This is a genomic window from Pediococcus sp. EKM201D, from assembly GCF_011800215.1.
GTDB classification, from domain to species: Bacteria; Bacillota; Bacilli; order Lactobacillales; family Lactobacillaceae; genus Pediococcus; species Pediococcus pentosaceus.
In genome coordinates, this window is record NZ_JAALFK010000001.1 from 24,265 (window position 1) to 48,047 (window position 23,783).

22 protein-coding genes and 1 other annotated feature are annotated in these 23,783 nt (G+C 36.3%); all 22 genes read left to right on the top strand.

Translation table 11 applies throughout. The features are described from left to right. The first annotated feature begins 3 nt into the window (after nucleotides 1-3). The 22 genes from HFC68_RS00180 (at nucleotide 4) to HFC68_RS00285 (ending at nucleotide 23,473) form a co-directional block, all read left to right on the top strand. Nucleotides 4-1,116: a cell division protein FtsQ/DivIB gene (locus HFC68_RS00180; protein ID WP_011673541.1), complete on the top strand. Its 1,113-nt coding sequence runs from the start codon at nucleotides 4-6 to the stop codon at nucleotides 1,114-1,116. Nucleotides 1,117-1,413: 297 nt separating this feature from the next. Continuing rightward, entirely contained in the window at nucleotides 1,414-2,775 is a 1,362-nt protein-coding gene (ftsA, locus tag HFC68_RS00185; protein WP_011673540.1) for a cell division protein FtsA, read from the top strand. A gap of 21 nt (nucleotides 2,776-2,796) precedes the next feature. Further along, the gene (gene ftsZ, locus HFC68_RS00190; protein WP_002833489.1) at nucleotides 2,797-4,116 is read left to right on the top strand and encodes a cell division protein FtsZ; all 1,320 of its coding nucleotides are present in this window, start codon (nucleotides 2,797-2,799) and stop codon (nucleotides 4,114-4,116) included. 81 nt (nucleotides 4,117-4,197) lie between these two features. Next, entirely contained in the window at nucleotides 4,198-4,470 is a 273-nt protein-coding gene (locus HFC68_RS00195) for a YggT family protein (RefSeq protein ID WP_011673539.1), read from the top strand. A 2-nt stretch (nucleotides 4,471-4,472) separates the two neighbouring features. Further along, the gene (locus HFC68_RS00200; protein ID WP_011673538.1) at nucleotides 4,473-5,258 is read left to right on the top strand and encodes an RNA-binding protein; all 786 of its coding nucleotides are present in this window, start codon (nucleotides 4,473-4,475) and stop codon (nucleotides 5,256-5,258) included. Nucleotides 5,259-5,281: 23 nt separating this feature from the next. Beyond that, nucleotides 5,282-6,013, top strand: coding sequence for a DivIVA domain-containing protein (locus tag HFC68_RS00205; RefSeq protein ID WP_002833486.1), 732 nt, complete (start codon nucleotides 5,282-5,284; stop codon nucleotides 6,011-6,013). After that, nucleotides 6,009-6,223 (top strand) — a binding site (T-box leader). It overlaps the preceding gene by 5 nt. A gap of 46 nt (nucleotides 6,224-6,269) precedes the next feature. Beyond that, nucleotides 6,270-9,071, top strand: coding sequence for an isoleucine--tRNA ligase (gene ileS / locus HFC68_RS00210; RefSeq protein ID WP_011673537.1), 2,802 nt, complete (start codon nucleotides 6,270-6,272; stop codon nucleotides 9,069-9,071). A 105-nt stretch (nucleotides 9,072-9,176) separates the two neighbouring features. Beyond that, nucleotides 9,177-9,386: a cold-shock protein gene (locus HFC68_RS00215; protein WP_011673536.1), complete on the top strand. Its 210-nt coding sequence runs from the start codon at nucleotides 9,177-9,179 to the stop codon at nucleotides 9,384-9,386. 2 nt (nucleotides 9,387-9,388) lie between these two features. Continuing rightward, the gene (locus HFC68_RS00220; RefSeq protein ID WP_002833483.1) at nucleotides 9,389-9,928 is read left to right on the top strand and encodes an NUDIX hydrolase; all 540 of its coding nucleotides are present in this window, start codon (nucleotides 9,389-9,391) and stop codon (nucleotides 9,926-9,928) included. An 8-nt stretch (nucleotides 9,929-9,936) separates the two neighbouring features. Beyond that, complete coding sequence (locus HFC68_RS00225; RefSeq protein WP_002833482.1) at nucleotides 9,937-10,197, top strand: hypothetical protein; 261 nt, start codon at nucleotides 9,937-9,939, stop codon at nucleotides 10,195-10,197. An 11-nt stretch (nucleotides 10,198-10,208) separates the two neighbouring features. Continuing rightward, nucleotides 10,209-10,910 carry a 5'-methylthioadenosine/adenosylhomocysteine nucleosidase gene (locus HFC68_RS00230; RefSeq protein ID WP_002833481.1) on the top strand — a complete coding sequence of 234 codons (702 nt, stop codon included), beginning with the start codon at nucleotides 10,209-10,211 and terminating at the stop codon, nucleotides 10,908-10,910. Then, complete coding sequence (locus tag HFC68_RS00235) at nucleotides 10,910-12,070, top strand: cysteine desulfurase family protein (protein ID WP_002833480.1); 1,161 nt, start codon at nucleotides 10,910-10,912, stop codon at nucleotides 12,068-12,070. Before HFC68_RS00230 ends, HFC68_RS00235 begins: the two co-directional genes overlap by 1 nt. Before the next feature lie 15 nt (nucleotides 12,071-12,085). Continuing rightward, nucleotides 12,086-12,427, top strand: coding sequence for a DUF1831 domain-containing protein (locus HFC68_RS00240; RefSeq protein ID WP_002833479.1), 342 nt, complete (start codon nucleotides 12,086-12,088; stop codon nucleotides 12,425-12,427). A 109-nt stretch (nucleotides 12,428-12,536) separates the two neighbouring features. Continuing rightward, nucleotides 12,537-13,682 carry a tRNA 2-thiouridine(34) synthase MnmA gene (gene mnmA, locus HFC68_RS00245; protein WP_301233043.1) on the top strand — a complete coding sequence of 382 codons (1,146 nt, stop codon included), beginning with the start codon at nucleotides 12,537-12,539 and terminating at the stop codon, nucleotides 13,680-13,682. Nucleotides 13,683-13,788: 106 nt separating this feature from the next. Beyond that, on the top strand, nucleotides 13,789-14,463 hold the full coding sequence (locus HFC68_RS00250) for a histidine phosphatase family protein (protein WP_011673535.1): 675 nt from the start codon (nucleotides 13,789-13,791) through the stop codon (nucleotides 14,461-14,463). Nucleotides 14,464-14,476: 13 nt separating this feature from the next. Next, a complete protein-coding gene (locus HFC68_RS00255) occupies nucleotides 14,477-15,127 on the top strand; it encodes a tetratricopeptide repeat protein (protein WP_011673534.1) in 651 nt (216 codons plus the stop codon). Further along, nucleotides 15,127-17,571 (top strand): ATP-dependent RecD-like DNA helicase, encoded by a 2,445-nt coding sequence (locus tag HFC68_RS00260; protein WP_167399565.1) that lies wholly within the window; start codon nucleotides 15,127-15,129, stop codon nucleotides 17,569-17,571. Before HFC68_RS00255 ends, HFC68_RS00260 begins: the two co-directional genes overlap by 1 nt. Before the next feature lie 68 nt (nucleotides 17,572-17,639). Beyond that, a complete protein-coding gene (locus HFC68_RS00265) occupies nucleotides 17,640-18,617 on the top strand; it encodes a ribose-phosphate diphosphokinase (RefSeq protein WP_002833472.1) in 978 nt (325 codons plus the stop codon). A gap of 90 nt (nucleotides 18,618-18,707) precedes the next feature. Then, nucleotides 18,708-19,760: an AI-2E family transporter gene (locus HFC68_RS00270; protein ID WP_002833471.1), complete on the top strand. Its 1,053-nt coding sequence runs from the start codon at nucleotides 18,708-18,710 to the stop codon at nucleotides 19,758-19,760. Between the two features lie 124 nt (nucleotides 19,761-19,884). Beyond that, nucleotides 19,885-20,640, top strand: coding sequence for a DeoR/GlpR family DNA-binding transcription regulator (locus HFC68_RS00275; protein ID WP_178084808.1), 756 nt, complete (start codon nucleotides 19,885-19,887; stop codon nucleotides 20,638-20,640). Beyond that, a complete protein-coding gene (gene pfkB / locus HFC68_RS00280) occupies nucleotides 20,637-21,548 on the top strand; it encodes a 1-phosphofructokinase (RefSeq protein WP_055126305.1) in 912 nt (303 codons plus the stop codon). Before HFC68_RS00275 ends, pfkB begins: the two co-directional genes overlap by 4 nt. Before the next feature lie 11 nt (nucleotides 21,549-21,559). Next, a complete protein-coding gene (locus HFC68_RS00285) occupies nucleotides 21,560-23,473 on the top strand; it encodes a fructose-specific PTS transporter subunit EIIC (RefSeq protein WP_167399566.1) in 1,914 nt (637 codons plus the stop codon). Nucleotides 23,474-23,783 lie beyond the last annotated feature (310 nt).

Sequence of the window (23,783 nt, forward strand, 5' to 3'; positions counted from 1 at the left end):
AAGATGAAAAAGAAGAAGGATGAAGAATTAACTCCGTGGGCCAAATATCAAAAAGAACATAATGCAAATAGTAGAAGCAGATTTAAGCGGAAACGCAAAGCCACTTCGAAAAATCCACGCGAACCTCAAGCTTCTTTTAGAAGAAATAATCGAAACAAGGTTAAAAAATCAAATAAAAAAGGCACCAAAAGAATAGTAAAAGAACAACGGCTTTCCAGACAAAAACTGGGAATATTAATTGGAAGTACGTTGATAGTGATCGCCTTATTTTTTGGTTATTTTTATTCTTCAATTAGTCGAGTTCAAAAATTTAGTGTAAGCGGTAATAAGCGTGTTTCCACTGCTAAAATTTTAAAAAATGTGTCTATCAAAAAAAATGATGTAATTTTAACTTCCATATTTAAGGAAGGAAAATTTGAAAATAATCTTTTAAAGAAAAATACAGACATCAAAGATGCTACCGTATCCATTTCATGGAGTGGCAAAGTTAAAATTAAAGTTAAAGAAAACGCGGTCATGGGATATGTAATAAGAAACAAGACTTATTACACCGTAAAACAAGATGGTTCGGTTGTTAGGAAGAGTGTTAGTCAACCAAGTTCGGATTACCCAATCTTCAGAAATTTCCAAGAAAATAGTACACTTAAAAAGTTTTTGAAGGAATATGCCCAGATGCCAAATAGTGTTCAAAATGATGTAGCAGAAGTCGATTTTTCACCGACTAAAAATGTTAAGGATCGTCTACATTTTTTCATGAATGATGGAAATCAAGTGTACGCTATTATGAGTACGTTTGCTAAAAAAATGAAGTATTACCCCGAAATTTCAGCAAGTATGAAAGAACGGGGAATGGTTGATTTACAAGTAGGAGCTTTTTCTAGACCTAGCGGTTGGACAGATGAGGCTAAAGCAGCCAGTGAATCGTCTAAAAGTGCCGAATCTAGTAGCAAAGCTAAAAAGCAGGAAAAAACGACACAAAATAGTGAAAGTGCCGATTCTACCAGTGCTTCAGCAGATTCAACCGAAACAATTAATTCAGCAAGCTCACAAAGTAAAGAAGACTTAGAAAGCTCAAATGCTGAAAGTACAGTAAATACTCAACAAGATATAGATTAATAAATCTGTTAATTTATTCTTAACATCAAATTGAAACTTAAGATGGATAAGATGCTCTTAGATAAAAATCGTTTAATCCACTAAAGGGTCAAACGATTTTTAAGTGCTATTGGTTGCGTTAAAATAAGTTTTTTAATTGAAAAACTATCAGTTTTGGAGCTGATTAAAAAAATAATTGTTTATGAATAAGTATTTCCTATTTTTATACAAGAATTGATATTAATATGGTAAACTGTTTAATATATGTGATGAATATATATATAAGAAACGGTTAAACGACTAGGAGGTTCCTTTATTATGGATAATTCAGGAATTTACGTTGGACTGGATATTGGAACCACCTCAATAAAAGTTATTGTTGCTGAATATGTCAAAGGACAAATGAACGTTATTGGTGTGGGAAGAGAGCCCTCAGATGGTGTAAATCGTGGTGTTATTGTTGATATCGACAAAGCCTCAATTGCAATTAAAAGGGCCGTTGAGTCTGCAGAACGCAAGGCAAATATTCAAATCCACGACGTAGTAGCTGGTATTCCAGCTAATTTATTAAGAATAGAACCTGTCAGAGGTATGATAGCTATCTCAGATAGCTCAAGGGAGATTGGAAATCAAGATGTAGTTGAAGTTTCAAATGCAGCTTCAGTACATAATCTTCCTCCCGAACAGGAAGTGGTTGATGTTTTACCTGACGAATTTATCGTTGATGGTTTTGATGGCATTAAAGACCCTCGTGGAATGGTCGGTGTTCGACTTGAGATGAATGGGGGATTGATTACTGGTCCTAAGACCATTATTCATAATTTAAAGAGCGCAATCCGTCAAGCTGGTTTAGGATTAGTAGATGTAGTCGTTAGTCCACTGGCTCTTGGCAGAACAATTTTAAATGATGGTGAACAAGATTTTGGTACGATTACTCTTGATTTGGGTGCAGGACAATCAACTGCCGCTGTGATCCATGATCATCATCTTAAGTACACGTTCGTTGAACAAGAAGGCGGACAATTTGTAACTAAAGATATCTCGGTAGTATTAAATACTTCGTTAGATAATGCAGAACAAATTAAACAACAGTATGGTTATGCTGTTGCTGATCAAGCAAGTAGTGATGCATTTCCAGTAAATGTTGTTGGTCAAAATGAACCGGTTGCAGTTACTGAGAAATATTTAAGTGAAATTATTGAAGCTCGAATGGAACAAATATTAACTAACATAAAAAAACAATTAGAAAAAGTAGGGGCTCTGGATATGCCGGGTGGTGTCGTCATTACCGGCGGGGGAGCTGCCCTTCCTGGAATCGAAACGTTAGTTGAAAGAATTTTTGAAACAAATGCTAAACTATATGTTCCAGATCAAATGGGTCTAAGACATCCTGCTTTTGCGCAAGCTCTTGCTATTTTGAATTATGAAGGTCGCATGAGCGATGTTGAGATTTTAGCTAAAACAGCAATGGTTTCAAGCGAAAGAACCGTATCAGAAACACTGCAAGATGATGTTGTTGATGAAAAGCCTAAATTTAAACAACGCACAAAATCATCAGAGAGACGTCCCGAATCACAACAAGAACGGCCTAAGCCAACAACTAATAATTCATCATCAAGCACAGCAAACTCAAATCGCTTCGATGGTATCAAAAAATGGTTTAGTGATTTCTTTGACTAACTAATCGATGGAGGAATTAACATGGAATTTTCAATGGACGAAAGTAAAAGTACAGGCGCAAACATCAAGGTAATTGGTGTTGGTGGCGGTGGTGGGAATGCCGTTAACCGCATGATCGCTGAAGGCGTAAAGGGAGTAGAATTTATCGTTGCTAACACTGACGTTCAAGCTTTACAAGCTTCAAACGCAGACGTTAAGATTCAATTAGGACCTAAGTTAACTAAAGGTCTAGGAGCCGGTTCAACACCTGATGTTGGTGCTAAGGCCGCTGAAGAAAGTCAACAAACCATTTCCTCTGCTCTTGAAGGAGCAGATATGATTTTTGTTACAGCAGGAATGGGTGGTGGTACCGGTACAGGTGCTGCACCTATGGTAGCTCAAATTGCCAAAGAGCAAGGTGCTTTAACGGTGGGTGTGGTAACACGTCCATTTACATTTGAAGGACCTAAACGTGCTCGATTTGCAGCAGAAGGTGTTGCAAATCTTAAAGAACATGTTGATACGCTTATTATCATTGCTAATAACCGCTTACTAGATTTAGTTGATAAGAAAACTCCAATGATGGAAGCATTTAACGAAGCTGATAATGTATTACGTCAAGGTGTTCAAGGTATCTCTGATTTGATTACATCACCTGGCTACGTTAACTTGGACTTCGCTGATGTTAAGACAGTTATGCAAAATCAAGGATCAGCTCTTATGGGAATTGGCTCAGCTAGCGGCGAAAACAGAACAGAAGAGGCTACAAAGAAGGCTATTTCATCGCCACTGCTCGAAACATCAATTGATGGTGCTGAACAAGTTCTTCTTAATATTACTGGTGGTCCAGACCTTTCATTATTTGAAGCACAAGCAGCTTCACAAATTGTTACGGAAGCAGCTAATGATGATGTAAATATCATCTTCGGTACTTCTATTGATAATGATTTACAAGATGGGGTACGAGTAACTGTAATTGCTACAGGTATTGATAAAAAAGCTGGTAGAGCGTCTTTACACCGTCAACCAGCACGCACCTCTTTTGAAACACCAAGCAGTAGCGTAAATACTACTACAACAAATGTTTCAAATAATACTGAAATTCGCGGTGCTGGTTCTACAGAAAGTTTAAACACGTCATCTAATAGTGAACAACCTACTCAAGCTGCTAATGATCCATTTGGTGACTGGCAATTACGTCAATCAAATGCTTCAAATGGGGTTCGTCCTACTTCACGCGATAACGATAGTTTTAGAAATGTTGAAAAGAAAGAATTCAACGCTTTTAACGATAATAACAATATTAGCTCTGACGATGATTCATTGGATACACCTCCATTTTTCAAACGTCGTGGCAAATAAAATATAATAAAAGGGTTTGGGCTAAGCTCAAGCCCGTTTATTGCAATTAGGACAAAATATTGAAATGAGTGATAGAAAATAATGATTACAGTAATCTTCCAATTGTTACATTGGGCCATTCAATTGTATATGTTAGCAATCTTTGTGTGGGTTTTGATGTCTTGGCTTCCAGGAGCTTATCAATCCGGCTTGGGAAAGTTGCTTACTAAAATTTGTCAGCCTTATATGAGTTGGTTTAGATTTATTCCACCTATCTTTGGAATAGATTTTTCGCCGATATTAGCTTTGTTAGTTCTTGAACTGTGTGCAAATGGATTAGTTTTTCTTGAAACCTTAATGCTTGGTGTAATTTAACTATGGATAATCAAATTACACAGCATTTTAGAAAAGAAGAGCAGGAATTAATTGAGAGCTTTTCATCTTCACTCCAAGAGGCTTTAGATCAAAATCGTCCAATTTTAACTAATTTTTTAAATCCCCGAGAACAACATATTCTCCAAACCCTAGTTAATCGATTTCCTGAACTAAAGGTTTATTTTAATGGAGGGTTTAGCGAGGCAGAAAATAAGCGAGCATTGATTACACCAGATTATTTTGTTCCTGCGGAAGATGATTTTTCTGTTAGAATCTTTGAAATTAATTATCCAATTAATTTTACAGATTTAGAACATCGTCAGATTTTAGGAACATTGGTTAATGCTGGTATTAAACGAAGTACTTTTGGTGATATAGTTCATCAAGCAGAACGCTGGCAATTTGCTGTCAATGGAGAATTAGAAAATTTCTTTTTAAATGAAATTGATCGAATTGGTAAAATAAAAGTTAAATTGATTCCTACTTCAACAAATGATATTTTAAAAGTTCAAGATGATTGGGAGCCTGTTAACCAGACTGTAGCATCTTTAAGAATGGATTCAATTATTTCAACAGGATTTTCGATCTCTCGTCATCGAGTGAAAGAACTGATTGAAAAACGTTTAGTTCAATTAAATTGGATGATTGATGAGAAAGCTGATACTTTAATTGCGTTAAATGATGTTATTTCAGTTCGAAAATATGGTAGGATAAAACTTGTTGATATTCTTGGAAAAACAAAAAAAGATAAACTTAAGATCCAGCTGGATATAATCAAAACTAGATAGTGAGTTATGGGGGTTTTATTAAAATGTCAATTGAACCACAAGATATACAACAAAAACAATTTTCAAATAAAATGCGAGGATACAATCCAGTCGAAGTTGATGAATTTTTAGACGAAGTTGCGTTTGAACAGCGTCGTCTTCATGATGAAATCGATACACTTCGTTCACAACTTAACGAGGCTAAAAGTCGAATTGATTATTTTGATGAGATGAAAGAATCCCTCAATAAGTCAATTATGGTGGCACAAGATGCAGCTGATAAAGTCAAAATCAGTTCAAAACGCGAAGCCGAATTTACTTCTAAAGAAGCCCAGAAAGAGGCTAAGTCAGTAATTGATGCGGCTCATAAGAAAGCTGATAGTTACATCGGTGAAGCGGCTGGTAAAGCTCAAAAGGTTGTAATTGCTACTGATGATTTGAAGAAGCAAGCTCGTAGTTTCCGTCAAAAATTTGAAGTTTTACTAGAGTCACAACTTCAAATGATTAAGGGACGCGACTGGGATAATCTGCTTAGTTCAGATGAACTACTCACCATTGGTGAAATTAAAGAAGCCATGCGTAATAGTGGTACGCTTGACAACTTCCAAGATGAGAGTGTACACTCAGAAGAAGTTGTCGAAGTTACTCCAGATACTCCAGCAGTTGAACCTGAAGTACAAGATGATCAACAAACCGTTGTAGTTTTCCCAGAAGACTACAATAATGAGAATGGTAATCCAACTAGTGAAGGATTCCATGTTAAACCAAAAGAATAAAACGTTAAAAAAGAAGAATCTTCAAAATGTAGCATCTTAGCGAGCTGACGACGGTGGGAGGTCAGTATGTAATTTGAAGGTTGATCACTTTTGAGTGCTAGATTGAAATTCAGTAAATCTAGTCGGTTGGCAACCGTTAAGTGCTACAAAGAGGAAGACCATTTAATGGTCTTTAAATTTGGGTGGTACCGCGAAGACTTCGTCCCTGTTAAGGGATGGAGTCTTTTTATTTTACTTGGAAAGGCGAGTGGTTTTAGTGCGAGTTAAAGATACATTAAACCTTGGAAAAACAAAATTTAAAATGCGTGGAAATCTTCCAGTTAATGAGCAAAAACGTGAAGATATCTGGGCTGAAAATAAAATTTATGAACAACGTCAAAAATTAAATGAAGGCAAACCATCCTTCGTTTTACATGATGGGCCTCCATATGCAAATGGAAATATTCATATGGGACATGCCATGAATAAGATTTCAAAAGATATTATTGTTCGTTACAAGTCAATGAGTGGTTTTAGAAGCCCGTTCGTTCCCGGCTGGGATACCCATGGACTTCCAATTGAACAACAGCTTACTAAGGAAGGCTATGACAGAAAAAAAATGTCTACAGCTGATTTTAGAAAGCTATGTCATGAATATGCGTTAAAACAGGTTGATAAACAACGTACTGATTTTAAACGTTTAGGTATTTCGGCTGAATGGGATCATCCATATTTGACACTTAATCCGGAATTTGAAGCACAAGAAATTAGAACATTTGGTCGAATGGCCGAGCTCGGATTAATTTATCGTGGTAAGAAGCCGGTATTCTGGTCATGGTCATCTGAATCAGCGATGGCCGAAGCAGAAGTAGAATATCATGATGTTACTTCACCATCTGCATTTTACGCAGAAAAAGTTAATGACGGAAAAGGCGTTCTTGATGAAAACACTTATTTTGTAGTTTGGACAACGACACCTTGGACAATCCCAGCTTCAGAAGGAATTACGATTGATGCTGGTTTTGATTATTCAGTTGTTCAACCAGCCGGTGAAGATCGTAAATTTGTGATTGCTACAGATCGTTTAAATTATGCTGCGGAACAATTTGGTTGGGAAGATGTTCAAACCCTTCAAGTTATCCGTGGCCGTGAATTAGACCGTATCAAGGCTATCCATCCATTTGATAACGATCGCGAACTAGTTGTTATGTTAGGTGATTTTGTTACTTTGGATTCTGGAACTGGGTTAGTTCATACTGCACCAGGTTTTGGTGAAGATGACTTCCGTGTAGGTAAGGAATATGGATTAGATATTTTTGTACCAGTAGATGATCGTGGCTACATGACAGCTGAAGCTGGACCAGATTTTGAAGGTGTCTTTTATGAAGATGCTAATGCAATTGCATTGGACAAATTAAAAGCTTCTAATGCTTTATTAAAACAAATGGACTATGTGCATAGTTATCCATTTGATTGGCGGACTAAGAAACCAATCATTTTCCGCGCAACGCCTCAATGGTTTGCATCTGTAGATAAGATTCGTGATCAGATTTTGGAAGCTATTGAAGATGTTGAATTTCTTCCTGACTGGGGTCAAAAGCGGCTTCACAATATGATTCGGGACCGTGGTGATTGGGTTATCTCTCGTCAACGTGTTTGGGGAGTTCCTTTGCCAATTTTCTATGCTGAAGATGGTACACCAATTCTTGAAAAAGAAACGATTAATCACGTTGCAGATTTATTCGAGAAGAATGGTTCGGATATTTGGTTCCAATGGGAAGCAAAGGATCTTCTTCCAGAAGGCTACTCCAACGAGCATTCACCAAATGGCGAGTTTACTAAAGAAAATGATATTATGGATGTTTGGTTTGATTCAGGGTCATCTCATCAAGGAGTTTTGGCACAACGCGATTATCTTGAATACCCAGCTGACTTGGTATTGGAAGGTTCTGATCAGTACCGTGGTTGGTTCAATTCTAGTTTGATTACAAGCGTGGCTGTGTCAGGCAAGGCTCCTTATAAAAAAGTTATTTCACAAGGATTTACTTTAGATGGTAAGGGCCATAAGATGAGTAAATCACTTGGTAATACCATTGTTCCTGATGAAATTAATAAGAAGATGGGTGCTGAAATCATTCGTCTCTGGGTTTCTTCAATTGATTCTTCATCAGACGTCCGAGTTTCTCAAGAAAACTTTGTAAAGGCCTCTGAATCATATAAGAAGATTCGCAATACCGTTCGCTACTTACTTGCAAATACATCTGATTTTGATCCAAAGGAAAATGGCGTAGATTATAATGAATTGCGTCCAGAAGACCGTTATATGCTAGTTCAGTTCAATGAATTAATTAGTAAGATTCGTACTTCATATGATAACTATGACTTTATCGACATCTACAAAACATTGTTGAATTATATTATTACGGATCTATCTGCATTCTATTTAGACTTCGCTAAAGATGTCGTTTATATTGAACCTGAAAATAGTTTGAAACGTCGTTCTATGCAAACTGTTTTCTACAAAATTCTGGTTGGGTTAACAAAACTAATTACACCAATTTTGCCACATACAGCAGAAGAAATTTGGGAATACCTTCGTGAACCAGAAGAATTTGTTCAATTAGCTGAAATGCCGGAAGTTGCTAACTATACGGATGGTGCAGATTTACTAAGTAAATGGCAAAGTATTAAGGAACTGCGCTCACATGTATTAAAGGCGCTTGAAGAAGCTCGCGATAGTAAAATGATTGGTAAATCAATGGAAGCTAAGGCTACCTTATACCTAGACGAATCCACTAAGCAATTAGTAGATACATTAGGGGTTGATTTACGTTTGATTTTGATTGTTTCACAATTAGAAGTAAAGGCATTATCAGAAGCTCCAAAAGATGCAGCAATTTTTGATGATCAATTAGCAGTCGAAATTACACCTGCTCAAGGGGAAGTTTGCGAACGTTGCCGAATGACAAAAACTGATGTTGGTTCAGACGAACACTTTGCTACGCTATGTGCTAGTTGTGCCCAAATCGTTACTGAAAATTACCCTGAAGCAATTACTGAAGGATTTGAAGAAAAATAGTTAATTAAGAATGATTAGGCGAGTAACCTAATCATTTTTAATTTACAGAAGTGTTTTCCACCATTATGATGGTAGTATGACAAACATAAAAAAGGAGCTTAAATTTTGGAAACTGGAACAGTAGAAAGCTTTGATAAAGAAAAAGGGTATGGATTTATTGAAACAGCTAGTGGAGATAAAGTATTCGCGCATTACACGGTCATTCAATCTGAAGATTATAAAACTTTAGAAGTCGGTGAAAAGGTTAAATTAATGCTTGCAGATGGACCTAAAGGGTTAATCGCGGTTAAAGTTTTTCGTGAGGAGGTTGAATAATAATGAGTTTTGAAGAAAAAGTAGTAGAGTCTATTTCAAGATATAAAGGCGAAGTTATTGATGTTTATCAACAAACGGTGAAATTACCAGACGGCGAATTGGCTAATCGAGATGTTGTTAAGCACCAAGGAGCTGTGGGAGTTTTAGCCTTAACCAATGACGGTAAGGCAATCTTTGAAGAACAATGGCGTACACCAATTGGCAAGTTAACAATTGAAATCCCAGCTGGTAAAGTTGAACCGGGTGAAGATTTACTTGAGACAGCCAAACGAGAGTTGAACGAAGAAACCCGCTATGAAGCTGGGAAGATTGAAAAAATTAACGGTTTTTATTCTGCTCCAGGCTTTTCAAATGAATATATGACTTTGTATAAAGCAACCAATTTAAAGAAAGTCACTAAGGAACTTCCTCGTGATCAAGGTGAAAACTTAAATATTTTTGAACTTTCATTGGATGAGGCATTAAAAGCTGTCGCTGAAGGTAAAATTGAAGATGCAAAAACAATTTTAGCCATTTATTATTGGAAGGCTAACATTAAGTAGGTGAGGCTTTGGATAAGAAAAAACAAACTCGTGCTGAATATCAAAGGAGTTTGCAAAAAGAAACAGAACAAATAGATGCAGAGCAAACTGTAGATGAAGAATTATCACGTAGCCAAAGAAAACAGCGTGAGACTAAAGATCAGCGCTTCAATCCAGACGAACAGTCGGAAGCAAAAAGCCGGGCATTGGCTAAGAAGTTAAACATCGCAATAGCAGGATTAGGAATTGGAATCATATTAGTTTTCTTAATTTTATTTTTTGTAGGATAGGTGAGTAAAGTATGAAATATGGTGTAATTTGTGCCATGGAAGAAGAAATTAAGACGCTTCTTGACACGCTAGAACTTGAAAAAGAAACCAATATCAATGGAATCATTTTTTATGAAGGAAAAATTAGTAATGTAGATGTAGTTCTGGTGCGTTCGGGAATCGGTAAAGTTGAGGCTGGAATTACAGCAGCAATTTTAGTTACCAATTTTAACGCAGATGCCTTAATTCATTCAGGTTCTGCAGGCGGAATTGGGGAAGGACTAGAAGTTGGAGACGTGGTGCTATCAACTGAAGTGGCGTACCACGACGTAGATGCAACAGCATTTGGCTATGAATATGGTCAACTCCCACAACAAGACAGTGCTAGATTTAAGGCTGATGCGTCATTGATTCATCAATTTGAATTAGCAGCTCAGAATCGTAATTTAAATACAAAAAAAGGTCTAATTGTTACTGGTGATCAATTTATTGCTAGTGCTGATAAAGTTAAAACTATTCTAAAAAACTTTCCAGATGCTTTATGTTGTGAAATGGAAGGTGCGGCAGTCGGACAGGTGGCTCATCAATTTGACAAACCATTTATTGTGGTACGTGCTATGTCTGATACCGGTAGTGATGATGCGGATGTTTCTTTTGACGAATTTATTATTGACGCTGGAAAGCGCTCCGCATCAATGCTGATTGATTTATTTAAGATGGAAGGGAATAAATAATGCAACAAGTATATTTAGATAATGCAGCTACAACGCCAACGGATGCCGCGGTAGTTGAAGTAATATCTAATGAATTATTAAATAACTGGGGTAATGCATCTAGTTTACATGGCTTCGGTCGTCGAGCTCGAGCTACACTTGACGAAGCTAGGCATATAATCGCACAAAGTATTCATGCGAATGATGATGAAATTATCTTTACTAGTGGTGGCACGGAGAGTAATAACACTGCCATTACACAAGTCGCTTTACGTAATCAAGATAAAGGTAAAAAAATTATTACTACTGCAATTGAACATCCATCAGTTTTGAACCCCATGCGTCGTTTAGAAAGTATGGGATTTGAAGTTACTTATTTAGGGGTCGATCAAAATGGATTGATTAGTTTGGATGAATTTAAAAATGCGCTAGATGACCAAACAATCTTAGTAAGTATTATGACTGGTAACAATGAAGTTGGTAGCCATATGCCAATTCATGAAATTGGTGAAATATTGAAAAATCATCAAGCAGTATTGCATACCGATGCAGTACAAGCCTACGGGTTAGTAGATATTGATGTTAAGCGTGACCACATTGATTTATTATCAACTTCAGCCCACAAGTTGAACGGTCCAAAAATGATGGGCTTCTTGTATAAAAACAACGAAGTTAATTTCGATAGCTTTATATTAGGCGGCGAACAAGAAGACAAGCGGCGTGCAGGTACAGAAAATGTTGCCAATATTGCTGGATTTGCTAAGGCTGTTAGTTTGCTTGATGCAGACCAAAAGAATCAATTGCAGGCTCGTTATGCCGGTTTTAAGCAAAAAATCATTCAAACTTTAAAAGAAAATGAAATTGAATTTGAAATCAATGGTTCGTTAGATGAAAACAACCTCCAACATGTTTTTAACATTTGGTTGAAGGGAGTTTCAACTTACGTAATGCAAACTAACCTTGATCTTGCCGGAATCGCTATATCAGGTGGATCAGCTTGTACCGCTGGAAGCTTAGAACCATCACATGTATTGACGGCGATGTATGGTGAGGATTCACCTCGCATTAGTGAATCGATTCGAATTAGCTTCGGTAAAAAGACTACGGAAGAAGATATTGAGTATCTGTGTGATCAGATTGTAGCAATTGAACAACGATTAAAACAAATAAGCAATAAATAGAAGCGAGGGGTTCAGATGGCTTTTACTAAAGAAGTGAATGTTAAGGGCGATAATGTCATTTACACGTTAAATGCTAATATAAAAAAATATACTTTATTAGACTTAGGATTCACAACTAAGAATAATGGGACATTCGTTTTAGAACGTTCGTTAGATTCAACTTCACCCTTTAACCAAGGGATTAAATTAAAGATAATGATTAAACCAGATTTCTCTGGATTTAAAATGAGTACAACCACAGCTAATGGAATGCAAAGTGTTAACATTTTTAGTCGGGAACAGGATGCACCATTAGTTGAACAGTACCATTTTTTGATTCAAGAATTACTTGAAAGAGAAGTATTGGCTAAAAAATAGTTACTAACTTTTTGTTAATGGTGGAATTTAATAAGTGTTTGGTATAAAATGGATTTTACTGGATTTATGCGACCTTCAATCGTAGATTCTCCAGAATCTGATAGAAATGATGGTGATAAATATGACTGACAACAGTAAGACACGTGTCGTTGTTGGTATGAGTGGTGGTGTGGATTCATCTGTAGTTGCATACTTGCTAAAGCAGCAGGGATACGATGTAGTAGGTGTTTTCATGAAAAACTGGGATGATACTGATGAAAATGGGTATTGTACAGCTACCGAAGATTATAAAGATGTTGCAAAAGTTGCAGCTAAGATTGGTATTCCTTATTATTCTGTTAACTTTGAGAAGGAATATTGGGACCGAGTGTTTACTTATTTCTTAGATGAATACAAAAAAGGACGTACACCAAATCCTGATGTTATTTGTAATAATGAAATTAAGTTTAAAGCTTTCCTTGACTATGCGATTAGTTTAGGTGCGGATTACGTAGCTACTGGACATTATGCCCAAGTTGAGCGTGATGAGAATGGTCACCAACATCTCCTTCGAGCTACAGATAGCAATAAGGATCAAACATACTTCTTAAGTCAATTAAGTGCTGAACAGTTAGATCGAGTAATGTTCCCACTTGGTGGAATGATTAAGCCTGAGGTTCGTAAGGTTGCTGAAGAAGCTGGACTATCAGTTTATGATAAGAAGGATTCTGTCGGTATTTGCTTTATCGGTGAGAAAAATTTCCGCGAATTCTTAGGAAATTATCTTCCAGCTAAGGCTGGTAAGATGATGACACTCGATGGTGAAGTGAAGGGTGAGCATGCTGGCTTAATGTACTATACTATTGGACAACGTCGTGGACTTGGTATCGGTGGTGGATCTAAGAATAACGAGCCTTGGTTTGTAGTTGGTAAGGATCTTTCTAAGAATATCTTGTACGTTGGACAAGGTTTTGAAAACAGTCATCTTTATGCTGCTAGTTTGGATGCATCTGACATGCATTTTGTGAATAAATTAGGTGAAGAACGAGGCCGTGATTTCCGCTGTACAGCTAAGTTCCGTTATCGTGCGCAAGATGTACCTGTAACAGTTCATTTTAGTGAAGACTTTTCAAAAGTTACAGTAGATTTTGATGATCCAGCTCGTGCAATTACTCCTGGACAAGCACTTGTGCTTTACGATGGTGAGGAATGTATTGGTGGCGGAATCATTGATGCTGCATACAATAGTGAAAAGAAGATGTTACAATACATCTAATTTAAAAAGAATCAGACTTAGTCTGGTTCTTTTTTTGTTTTTTGGTAACCTAGGATTCATTTAATGTTAAAATTATTAGTAACTATGTAAAAGAAGGACAAGAATTTTGACGAAATTATATTTTATTAGACACGGTAAAACAGAATGGAATTTAGAGGGACGCTATCAAGGTGCCAATGGTGATTCTCCACTATTGAAAGAAAGCTACACGGAAATTTCACAATTAGCTAGTTTTCTTGCACCTAATAAATTTCAACATATTTATGCCAGTCCTTTACGACGTGCTAGAGTAACAGCTACGACATTACAACATGAGTTGGATGAATTACAAGGTTATCCAACGCCAATTACTATTTCTAGTAGGTTAAAAGAGTTCAATCTAGGTATTATGGAAGGAATGAAATTCGTCGATGTTGAGCGGGAATATACAGATGAAGTGGATGCATTCAGAAACCACCCAGATCGTTATGATCCTACCAAAATTAAGGGAGAAACTTTTCAACATTTAGTAAAACGTATGAAACCTACTATTTTGCGTATTTGTGAAAAGTATCCTGCTAAAAATGATAATGTAATTATAGTAAGCCACGGAGCGGCTTTAAATGCTCTAATTAATTCACTATTAGAGGTTCCGTTAGCTGATTTAAGGAAACGTGGCGGTTTAGCCAATACGAGTACGACTGTCCTAGCAAGTAATGACTTAGGAAAGTCTTTTGAATTAGTTGATTGGAATAATACTAGTTACTTAAAGAAGCGCATTGACCCAACAGATGTAATTTAATGTAGGTGAAAAAATGACTGAAGATAAGAAAAAACAAGATATAGTTAAAGATTTGATTGATAAAATCGATCAAAATCCGCAAGAAGCTGAAAATTATTATGCGTTAGCTACGGTTTTGGTTAAGCAACAAAGTTTTGACCAAGCTGAAGAACTTTTAGTAAAAGCTCGAGGTTTATTTAAAGATTCGCATAGCGTCGATTTATTAACATACGGTTTGGGAAATGTTTATTATGAATCTGGACTCTATGAGAAGGCTAATGTAGAATTTCAAACTATTAAAGATGCACATCTAAAAAAAGATGCTAATTTAATGATTGCTCAGGGTTACTATGCTCAAAGTCAGTACAAATTAGCTTTTGCTTTTGGACTAACTGCGTTAGAACAGAATCCCCACGATGCTGATACAAATGAATTAATGGGTGATGTTAATTTAGCCCTAGGGGATGCTCCAAGGGCCCAAAAGTATTATGATGCGGCGTTAGAAAATAAAAATACAGCTAAGTTACTATTTAACCGTGGCGTAGTTGAAATGACGTTAACTAAAAAGAAAACAAACATTTATTTTGAACAAGCAAAAAAAATTGATAAAACGTATTTTGAAAGTAGCAAACAACGATTAATTGATATCGATAAATTACTAAGTGAATCTAAGGAAGATGTTTAATGGCATTTGAGAAAATGAATTTATTTGGCGATGCTGACCCAAAAAAGCAGTCTCAAAATAAGATGGTCGAACTGATTGGTGAAATTAGTGCGGTCTTTTTTGAGAGCCCAGATAGTTTATTTAAAGTGCTCCTGGTTACTGTAGAAGAAGATGATTTTGACTGGTCCGAAGAGCAGATTGTCGTTACTGGAAATATTGGTGACGTACAAGAAGGACAGAAGTATCAATTTAATGGAAAACTAATTGCACATCCTAAGTATGGTATGCAAATTCAAGCTAATCAATATCGAGCGTTTATGCCAAATACAGAAGATGGTGTTGTTACATATTTGTCGGGACCACAATTCAAAGGAATTGGAACGAAAACCGCTGAAAAAATTGTTGAAGCTTTGGGATCGGATGCACTTAATGAAATTAAGAAAGACCCTGGAGTTTTAAACGGTCTAAACCTTAAAGAAAAGCAAATTGATATGATTGTATCGGTTTTGGACCAGTCCAATGGATTAGAGGATATCCTTATAAAGCTCAGTGATATGGGGATTACAGGAAAAATTGCTAGTAGTATCGTAAATAAATACCATGAGGATGCAATTAACATCATTGAAGAGAATCCCTACCGATTGGTCGAGGATATCGAAAATATTGGTTTTAAACGAGCTGATGCTATCGCTGCTAGCTTAAATATTAAACCGGATTTTGAAAAACGAATTCAAGCAGGAATTTTAGAAGCAATTAAAACTTGGTGTAATGCCACAGGTGATACTTATATTTTGGCAGATATGCTACTCCAAGAAGCCCGAAAGCTTTTAGGTACGGCTGTAAATGCTGAAGCTATTGCAGATCAAGTTTTACAGCTAGGTAAAGATGGAAAAGTCGTAGGTGAGGACGGCCAAATTTATCTGAAATGGTTATATAATGCTGAGGTCGCTATTAGTTATAACGTTAAACGCATGGTCGGTGAATCGAATTCGAACGTTAAAGGTATTAAGCGGGCAATCAAAGCCGCTGAAAAGAATCTAAATTTAAAGTATGATGATACGCAGAATGCAGCGATTGAACTTGCACTTTCACATCCTCTGACAATTATTACTGGTGGCCCAGGGACAGGGAAGACTACAATTGTTAAGGGGTTAATTAATAGCTTTGCAGAATTAAATGATATTTCGTTGGATATTAACGAATATACGGAAAGTAAATTCCCCATTCAGTTAGCAGCCCCAACTGGTCGAGCAGCTAAAAGATTAAGCCAAGTTACGAATGTACCAGCTAAAACTATTCATCGTTTGCTAGGGTTAAATGGTAATGACGATCTCCAGAATGATGAAATAAAGCAGCTTGAAGGCGATTTGTTAGTTATCGACGAGATGTCTATGGTTGATACTGGATTATTTAGTACGTTGGTTAATGCCATTAATCCAGATATGCAAGTGGTATTGGTAGGAGATAAAGACCAATTACCATCAGTTGGACCAGGACAAATATTTAATGATTTAATTAAAAGTGGTAAAATTCCAACCATTTCGTTAACAAAAATTTATCGTCAAGAACAAGATTCATCGATTATTCAGTTAGCCCACGATATCCAAAAAGGGGTATTACCTGAAGATTTTACCAAAAATAAAAAAGATAAATCCTTCTTTCTAGCCAACGCTAATCAAATTGTTGACGCAATAGATCAAATCGCGCAAAAAGCTGTAGATAAAGGGATTTCTAAGAATGATATTCAAGTTTTAGCACCGATGTATCGAGGTAGTGCAGGAGTAGATGAAATTAACCGACATCTACAAAAAGTTTTAAATCCACCTCAAACGGATAAACCGAAGAAAATCGAATCTGGCAATCAAACTTTTAGAATTGGTGATAAAGTTTTGCAATTGGTTAATTCACCTGAAAATAATATCTTTAATGGTGATATTGGCGAAATTACCGGAATCGTTATGGAAAAGCAAGGCAAAGGCAGAGCTCATCTAGTCGTTGACTATGATGGAAATGAGGTTACGTATGCTAAAACTGACCTTGGACAATTGACCTTGGCATATTGTATTTCGATTCATAAATCACAAGGTAGTGAATTTCCGGTGGTGATTATGCCTATGGTGCATCAATACTATCGAATGTTACAACGCAACCTCTTATATACAGGGCTAACTCGTGCGTCCAATTCGATTATTTTGTTGGGTGAACCTGATGCTTACCAAAGAGCGGTAAGCAATGAATCATCTAATCGAAATACCAGTTTAGAACGTCGAATTAATCCGCAAGTAGAAGTTTTAGCTGAAAAAGTAAACCAAATACAAGTATCAGAACCAGTTGATCAAGAGCAATCAACGTCAGAGCCAGTGGAAGTAGAGCAACCAAAGTATTTAACTACGTCGATGGTTCAAAAAGAACAGGTAGACCCAATGATTGGAATGGAAGGGGTCACACCGTATGATTTTATTTAGTTAATATCTTGAAGTGTGTAGCCTAAGTTGTCTATAATGATAGGTAGATAATAATTGGAGGTTCAGCTGTGGAAGAAAGTAAAACAAAAAGAAGAATGAAAATATTCTCCTTGAATTCAAATCATGCTTTATCTGAAAAAATTGCTGCAGAGGTGGGAATGCCTTTAGGAAAAGCTGCTATTAAGCAATTTAGTGATGGCGAAATCCAAGTAAATATTGAAGAAAGTATTCGCGGGGATGAAGTTTATGTAATTCAATCCATTTCAGACCCTATTAATGATTCATTGATGGAATTATTAATTATGGTTGATGCTTTGCGTCGTGCTAGTGCTAGCCAAATTAATGTTGTTATTCCATATTATGGATACTCTAGACAGGATCGCAAAGCTCGTTCACGGGAACCAATTACAGCTAAATTAATTGCTAATCTTTTGGAAGATGATGCAATTACTCGTGTTCTGACGCTTGATTTACATGCTCCACAAATTCAAGGATTTTTCGATGTTCCAGTTGACCATCTTGCCGCTGCTCCATTGTTAGCAAGTTATTTTAGTGATGGGAGTTTTGATGTCGAAAATATGGTTGTAGTTTCACCTGATCACGCTAGTGTTTCTAGAGCTAGAACCATGGCTGAATTATTAGGCACACCCATTGCAATTATTGATAATCGTAATGAAGAATCTGTGGAAAGTATTAATGAAATTCCGACTGAAATCATTGGAAATGTTAAAAATAAAATTGCTTTGGTTGTCGATGATATGATTGACACAGGAACACGCTTGACGATTTCAGCGGAAGCCCTCCATAACGCAGGAGCAACTGAGGTATATGGTGCTGCAACTCATGCAATCTTTTCTAATAATGCACCTAAAATTTTACAAGAATCCAAATTGTCTAAAATCATTGTTACTGATTCAATTAGAATTGATGCTGATAAGAAATTTGATAAGTTAGTTGAATTATCTGTAGGACCACTTTTAGGAAATGCAATTAAGATGATTTATGATAATGAACCACTTGCTCCATTATTTAAAAGCCAAAAATAATTAAATAAGTGTTAAATAACTTTTTAAATTTTCGATTAAGATCTGTTGCAGATTATAATTTGTGCAGGTCTTTTTATTTGGAGGAATTCAATGGATATATTAGTTCAACAATGGCATAAAAAATCTGTTCAACTTTGGGCAACGCTAGTAGCGCTAATATTGATAATATTTTTATTAAGAGATTTTATGTCGCAAATTTTATTGGTAGTAATTTTTTCCTTTGTGTCACACGTGGGAATTCAAAAGATTAGAAAATACACCAAGGTTAGTCAGCCAATTGGTACAATAATTTTTTATATTGTTTTACTGGCCTTTGCGGGCTTTGTTTTTTCTTTTACGGCCTCGATGATTTATGATCAATTAAAAGGAATTCCTTCTTTAATTAAACATGCTATTGACAGTGATACGTTTAGTAACCACTATGTTCAAACAATCCTTACTGAGATAAATAGAAACTCACAAGCGGTGAAAGGAAGTCAATACATCGCAATGTCTGGGTTAAATCAGCTTGGCAGGATCGGGATTGCTGCGGAACACGTTATAATTGCGTTATTTCTAAGTATGGTATTTAATTTAACTTACAACCATTTACGTGAATTTGGGCATGCTATTTTAAAGAGTAAGTATGATATCATGTTCGGAAATGTATACTACTTACTTCGTAAGTACGTAGTGATACTAGGTACGGTAATTGAAACCCAATTAGTAATTTGTATTATCAATACCGGTTTGATGGTGATTGGTTTATGGATAATTGGGGTGCCTAAACTACTATTAATGGCTATTATTGTCTTTGTTCTAGGTTTAGTCCCCGTTGCTGGAGTTTTAATTTCATTAATCCCCTTGTCAATTGTTGCTTTTTCGGCCAATGGTATTATCTCAATTGCAGAAGTGCTTTGTTTAGTAATATTGATACACTTTTTTGAATCATACTTTCTACACCCAAGATTGATGGCGGGTGCCACTGATTTGCCGGTCTTTGTAACCTTCATTACTTTAATTATTGGAGCAAAAATGTTGGGAACTTGGGGGTTGATTGTTGGTATTCCTACCGTCGCTTTCTTCATTGATTTATTAGGAATTCAATTAAAGCAGCATCATCCTAGAAACCCTAAAGAAGTTATTGAAAGTGAAATTGAATAATTTAGAAGTCGTCTATCAAGTGATAGGCGTCTTTTTTTGATGTAAAATGAACGAAATTGAATTTTTTTGAATTAATTTGATTGATTTTGAACTAAAATGATGGTATATTCTTCTATGGAGGTTGATGAAAGTGCTTACAGAACTTCGAGAACGAAATATTTTACGTTTATTAAGAGAGAAACAAGTTATCAAAGTTGATGAAATTATGCATGCAAATCAATCATCAATTTCTACGGTTCGTCGAGATTTAAAAAAACTTGAAGCAGAAGGAAAGCTAGTCCGTGTTCATGGTGGAGCTCAACTTGAAAATGGGCTTCAAACCGAAACGGATTTTCAAGTTAAATCGAAAATGAATCTATTAGAAAAAAATGAAATTGGGCGACAAGCTGCAGAACTGGTTCAAAGTGGAGAGATTATTTTTCTGGATGCCGGAACTTCCACTGCAACGATCATTCCATACTTGGCAGAAAGCGAGGGACTGTTAGTTGTAACCAATGGATTGACGATTGCTGGATTACTGTCAGATTTTGATATCAATGCGTATCTAGTTGGTGGCCAATTAAAAAATAAAACCCGGGCTTTGATTGGATCAGAGGTAACGGATCGGATTCGAACATTTCAATTTGATCGATGTTTCATGGGAACCAATGGGGTATCCCAAGAATTAGGATTTACCACTCCAGATATTCAAGAAGCCCAGATTAAGTCAGAAGTGATTAAAAGAAGTCGAAATGCTTATGTTTTAGCAGATAGCTCTAAGTTTAATAAGACTTCATTTGTACGTTTTGCAGAATTGCAAGATGCAACAATTATTGCCGACCATTGTCCAGAATGGCTCAAAGCAGAGGAAAATATATATTATATGGAGGTTCAAAAATGATTTACACAGTTACACTTAACCCATCGATTGATTATGTAATCAGTCTGGATGAAATGAAAGTTGGCTTGGTCAATCGCTTGAAGACATCAAGTAAATTTCCGGGTGGAAAAGGGATTAATGTTTCAAGAATTTTAAATGAATTAAATGTGTCTAACACAGCGTTAGGTTTTCTAGGAGGATTTACTGGGAAATTTGTGAATGATGCATTAACAAGATTGAATGTGCAAACCGATTTTGTTGAGATTAAAGAAGATACTAGGATTAATGTAAAAATTCATGCTCAACAAGAAACAGAATTAAATGCTCTCGGGCCTAATATTGATGATGCAGAATTAGCAAGTTTTATCGACAAATTTAATCAAATTGGCAATGGAGATGTTGTTGTATTTTCAGGAAGTATCCCAGCCAATTTACCTCAGAACCTTTATGATCAAATAATTAAAAAAATTAAGGCAAATGGGGCGCAATTTGCAGTTGATACTACGGGACAGGGTCTATTAGATACCTTAGAAAATAATCCAATCGTTATCAAGCCAAATAACCATGAACTTGGAGAATTATTTCATACGGAAGTAACCACCGATGCAGATATTGAGAAGTATGCTAAAAAGTTAATTGAAATGGGCGCTCAAAATGTCATGATTTCAATGGCTGGTGAAGGTGGGATGCTAGTTTCCAAGGATCGTGTGCTTAGAAGTTTTGCTCCAAAAGGCAAAGTCTTAAATTCTGTAGGAGCTGGGGACTCAATGTTGGCTGGATTTGTTGGAGAATTCAATCAGTCACATGATTTAGAAAAAGCCTTTAAAAAAGGTTTAGCGTGTGGAAGTGCCACAGCATTTTCACTGGATATTGCAACTAATAAAAAAATTGACGAGATTTTTAACGAAATTGATGTCTTTGAAAAGTAAGGGGTAAAATTATGGAGATTAAAGATTTACTCAAGAAAAACTTAATGATTATGGATCTAAAAGCAGATTCAAAACCGGATGCAATTAACGAAATGATTGATAAATACGTTAGTGAAGGAATTGTTACCGATCGTGCGACCTATCTTAAAGGTATTCTAGATCGTGAAGCTGAATCAACAACTGGTATTGGTGATGAGATTGCGATGCCTCATGCTAAGACTAATGCTGTTAATGAGGCAGCGGTGTTATTTGCTAAAAGTAGTAATGGGGTGGATTTTGATGCCTTGGATGGAAAACCTGTAAAATTATTCTTCATGATTGCTGCTCCAGAGGGGGCGAATAACGCGCATCTACAGGCCTTAGCTAAACTATCTAGTTTGCTGATTGACCCAGAGTTGGTAGGAAAATTGAAGAACGCTGAAACTCCAGCGGATGTCTTAGCATTATTTGAAGCTGCAGAAGCAGCAAAAGATGTAGAAGATTCACATGATGCTGAAACAACTGAACCAGTCGATTCAGATAAAAAGTCCTTTATTGTTGCGGTTTCAGCTTGTCCTAATGGGATTGCTCATACTTATATGGCTGAGGCTGCTTTGAAAAAGGCGGCTAAGGAAAAAGGAATCGAGATCAAAGTTGAAACAAATGGTTCCGAAGGTGTAAAGCATCGTTTAACTAATGAAGATATTGAACGAGCTGATGGAGTTATCATTACAGCAGATAAAAAAGTTGAAATGGCGCGTTTCGATGGTAAACCACTTTTAAATCGACCAGTCATTGATGGGATTAATAAAGCTGATGAATTAATTGACTTGGTTGAAGCTAATCAGGCTACTACATTCCATTCTACTGGAAATGAAGCGTCAGAATCTGAATCATCAAACGGTGGTTTTTGGAATGAAATTTATAAAGATTTAATGAACGGTATTTCTCATATGCTACCATTTGTAGTTGGTGGTGGGATTATCATGGCTCTTTCGTTCTTTATTGAGCGATATACGTCAGCAACTAGTTTGTGGTTTACTTTCCCTAATGGAATTGGTAATTATGCCTTTTCATTCTTGATCCCAATTCTTGCCGGTTTTATTGCTCAATCAATTGGTGATTTACCAGCGTTAATGCCTGGGGTTGTGGGTGGTTATATGGCAACCCAGTCAGCTGCGAGCGTAATGCATACAACAAGTGTTTCAGGATTTATTGGTGGATTAATTGCTGGTTTTGCAGCTGGTTTGATTGTCAACGGTTTGAAAAAGTTATTCAAATTTGTTCCTAAGACACTTGAAGGTTTAAAACCAATGTTGATTTATCCAATCTTGAGTTTACTTTTGGTTGGCGCATTAATGTTCTTTGCAGTTAACCCCGTGTTTGCGGCCGTTAATGCATGGGTAACTGGTGTGCTAGAAGGCATGGGAACCGGAAACGCGGTTCTCTTAGGTGCTGTACTGGCAGCGATGATGTCAATTGATATGGGTGGTCCATTTAATAAGGCTGCTTATGCGTTTGCGATTGCAGCGTTTACTTCAACTAAAAATGGTGATTTGATGGCTGCTGTAATGGTGGGTGGGATGATTCCACCTTTAGCTACAGCAATTGCCACAACATTTTGGCCTAAGAAATTTACGGCACAAGAACGTGAAGCTGGAATTTCAAACTGGGTTCTGGGACTATCATTTATTACTGAAGGTGCCATTCCATTCGCAACTGCTGATCCTCTTCGTGTAATTGGATCAAGTATTATTGGTTCAGCAATCGGTGGTGGACTAAGTCAACTTTGGAAGGTTAGTGTTCCGGCTCCTCATGGTGGTATATGGGTAATTGCGTTAGCTGATCATAAATTATTCTACGTTCTATCTGTAGTAATTGGTGCGGTAATAGCCGGTGTAATTATGGGATTATGGAAACCAGTAAAGAATTCAAAAAATGCATAAAAATTCATTTTTATGTATAAAAAATATGGTTTAACTTGGGAGTATTGTTACATTCTTTGTAACAATACTCTTTTTTTGTAATATTGGTGTAACATTAGATAAACATGCATGAAATAAAGGATTTTAAGAAAAAAAGTGTCAAAAGTTATTTGTTTTTTTTAAGTTTTGTTAAACATTGTAGTGGCGGGATTTATAAGATTTTTTTAATTTATGATGAATAGTTAATGTATAAAAAGTGTTTTCAAAATATCTTAAAAATGATAGTATTAAACATGTGCAAAAAACCAATTCTAATTTATTTTGAATATTA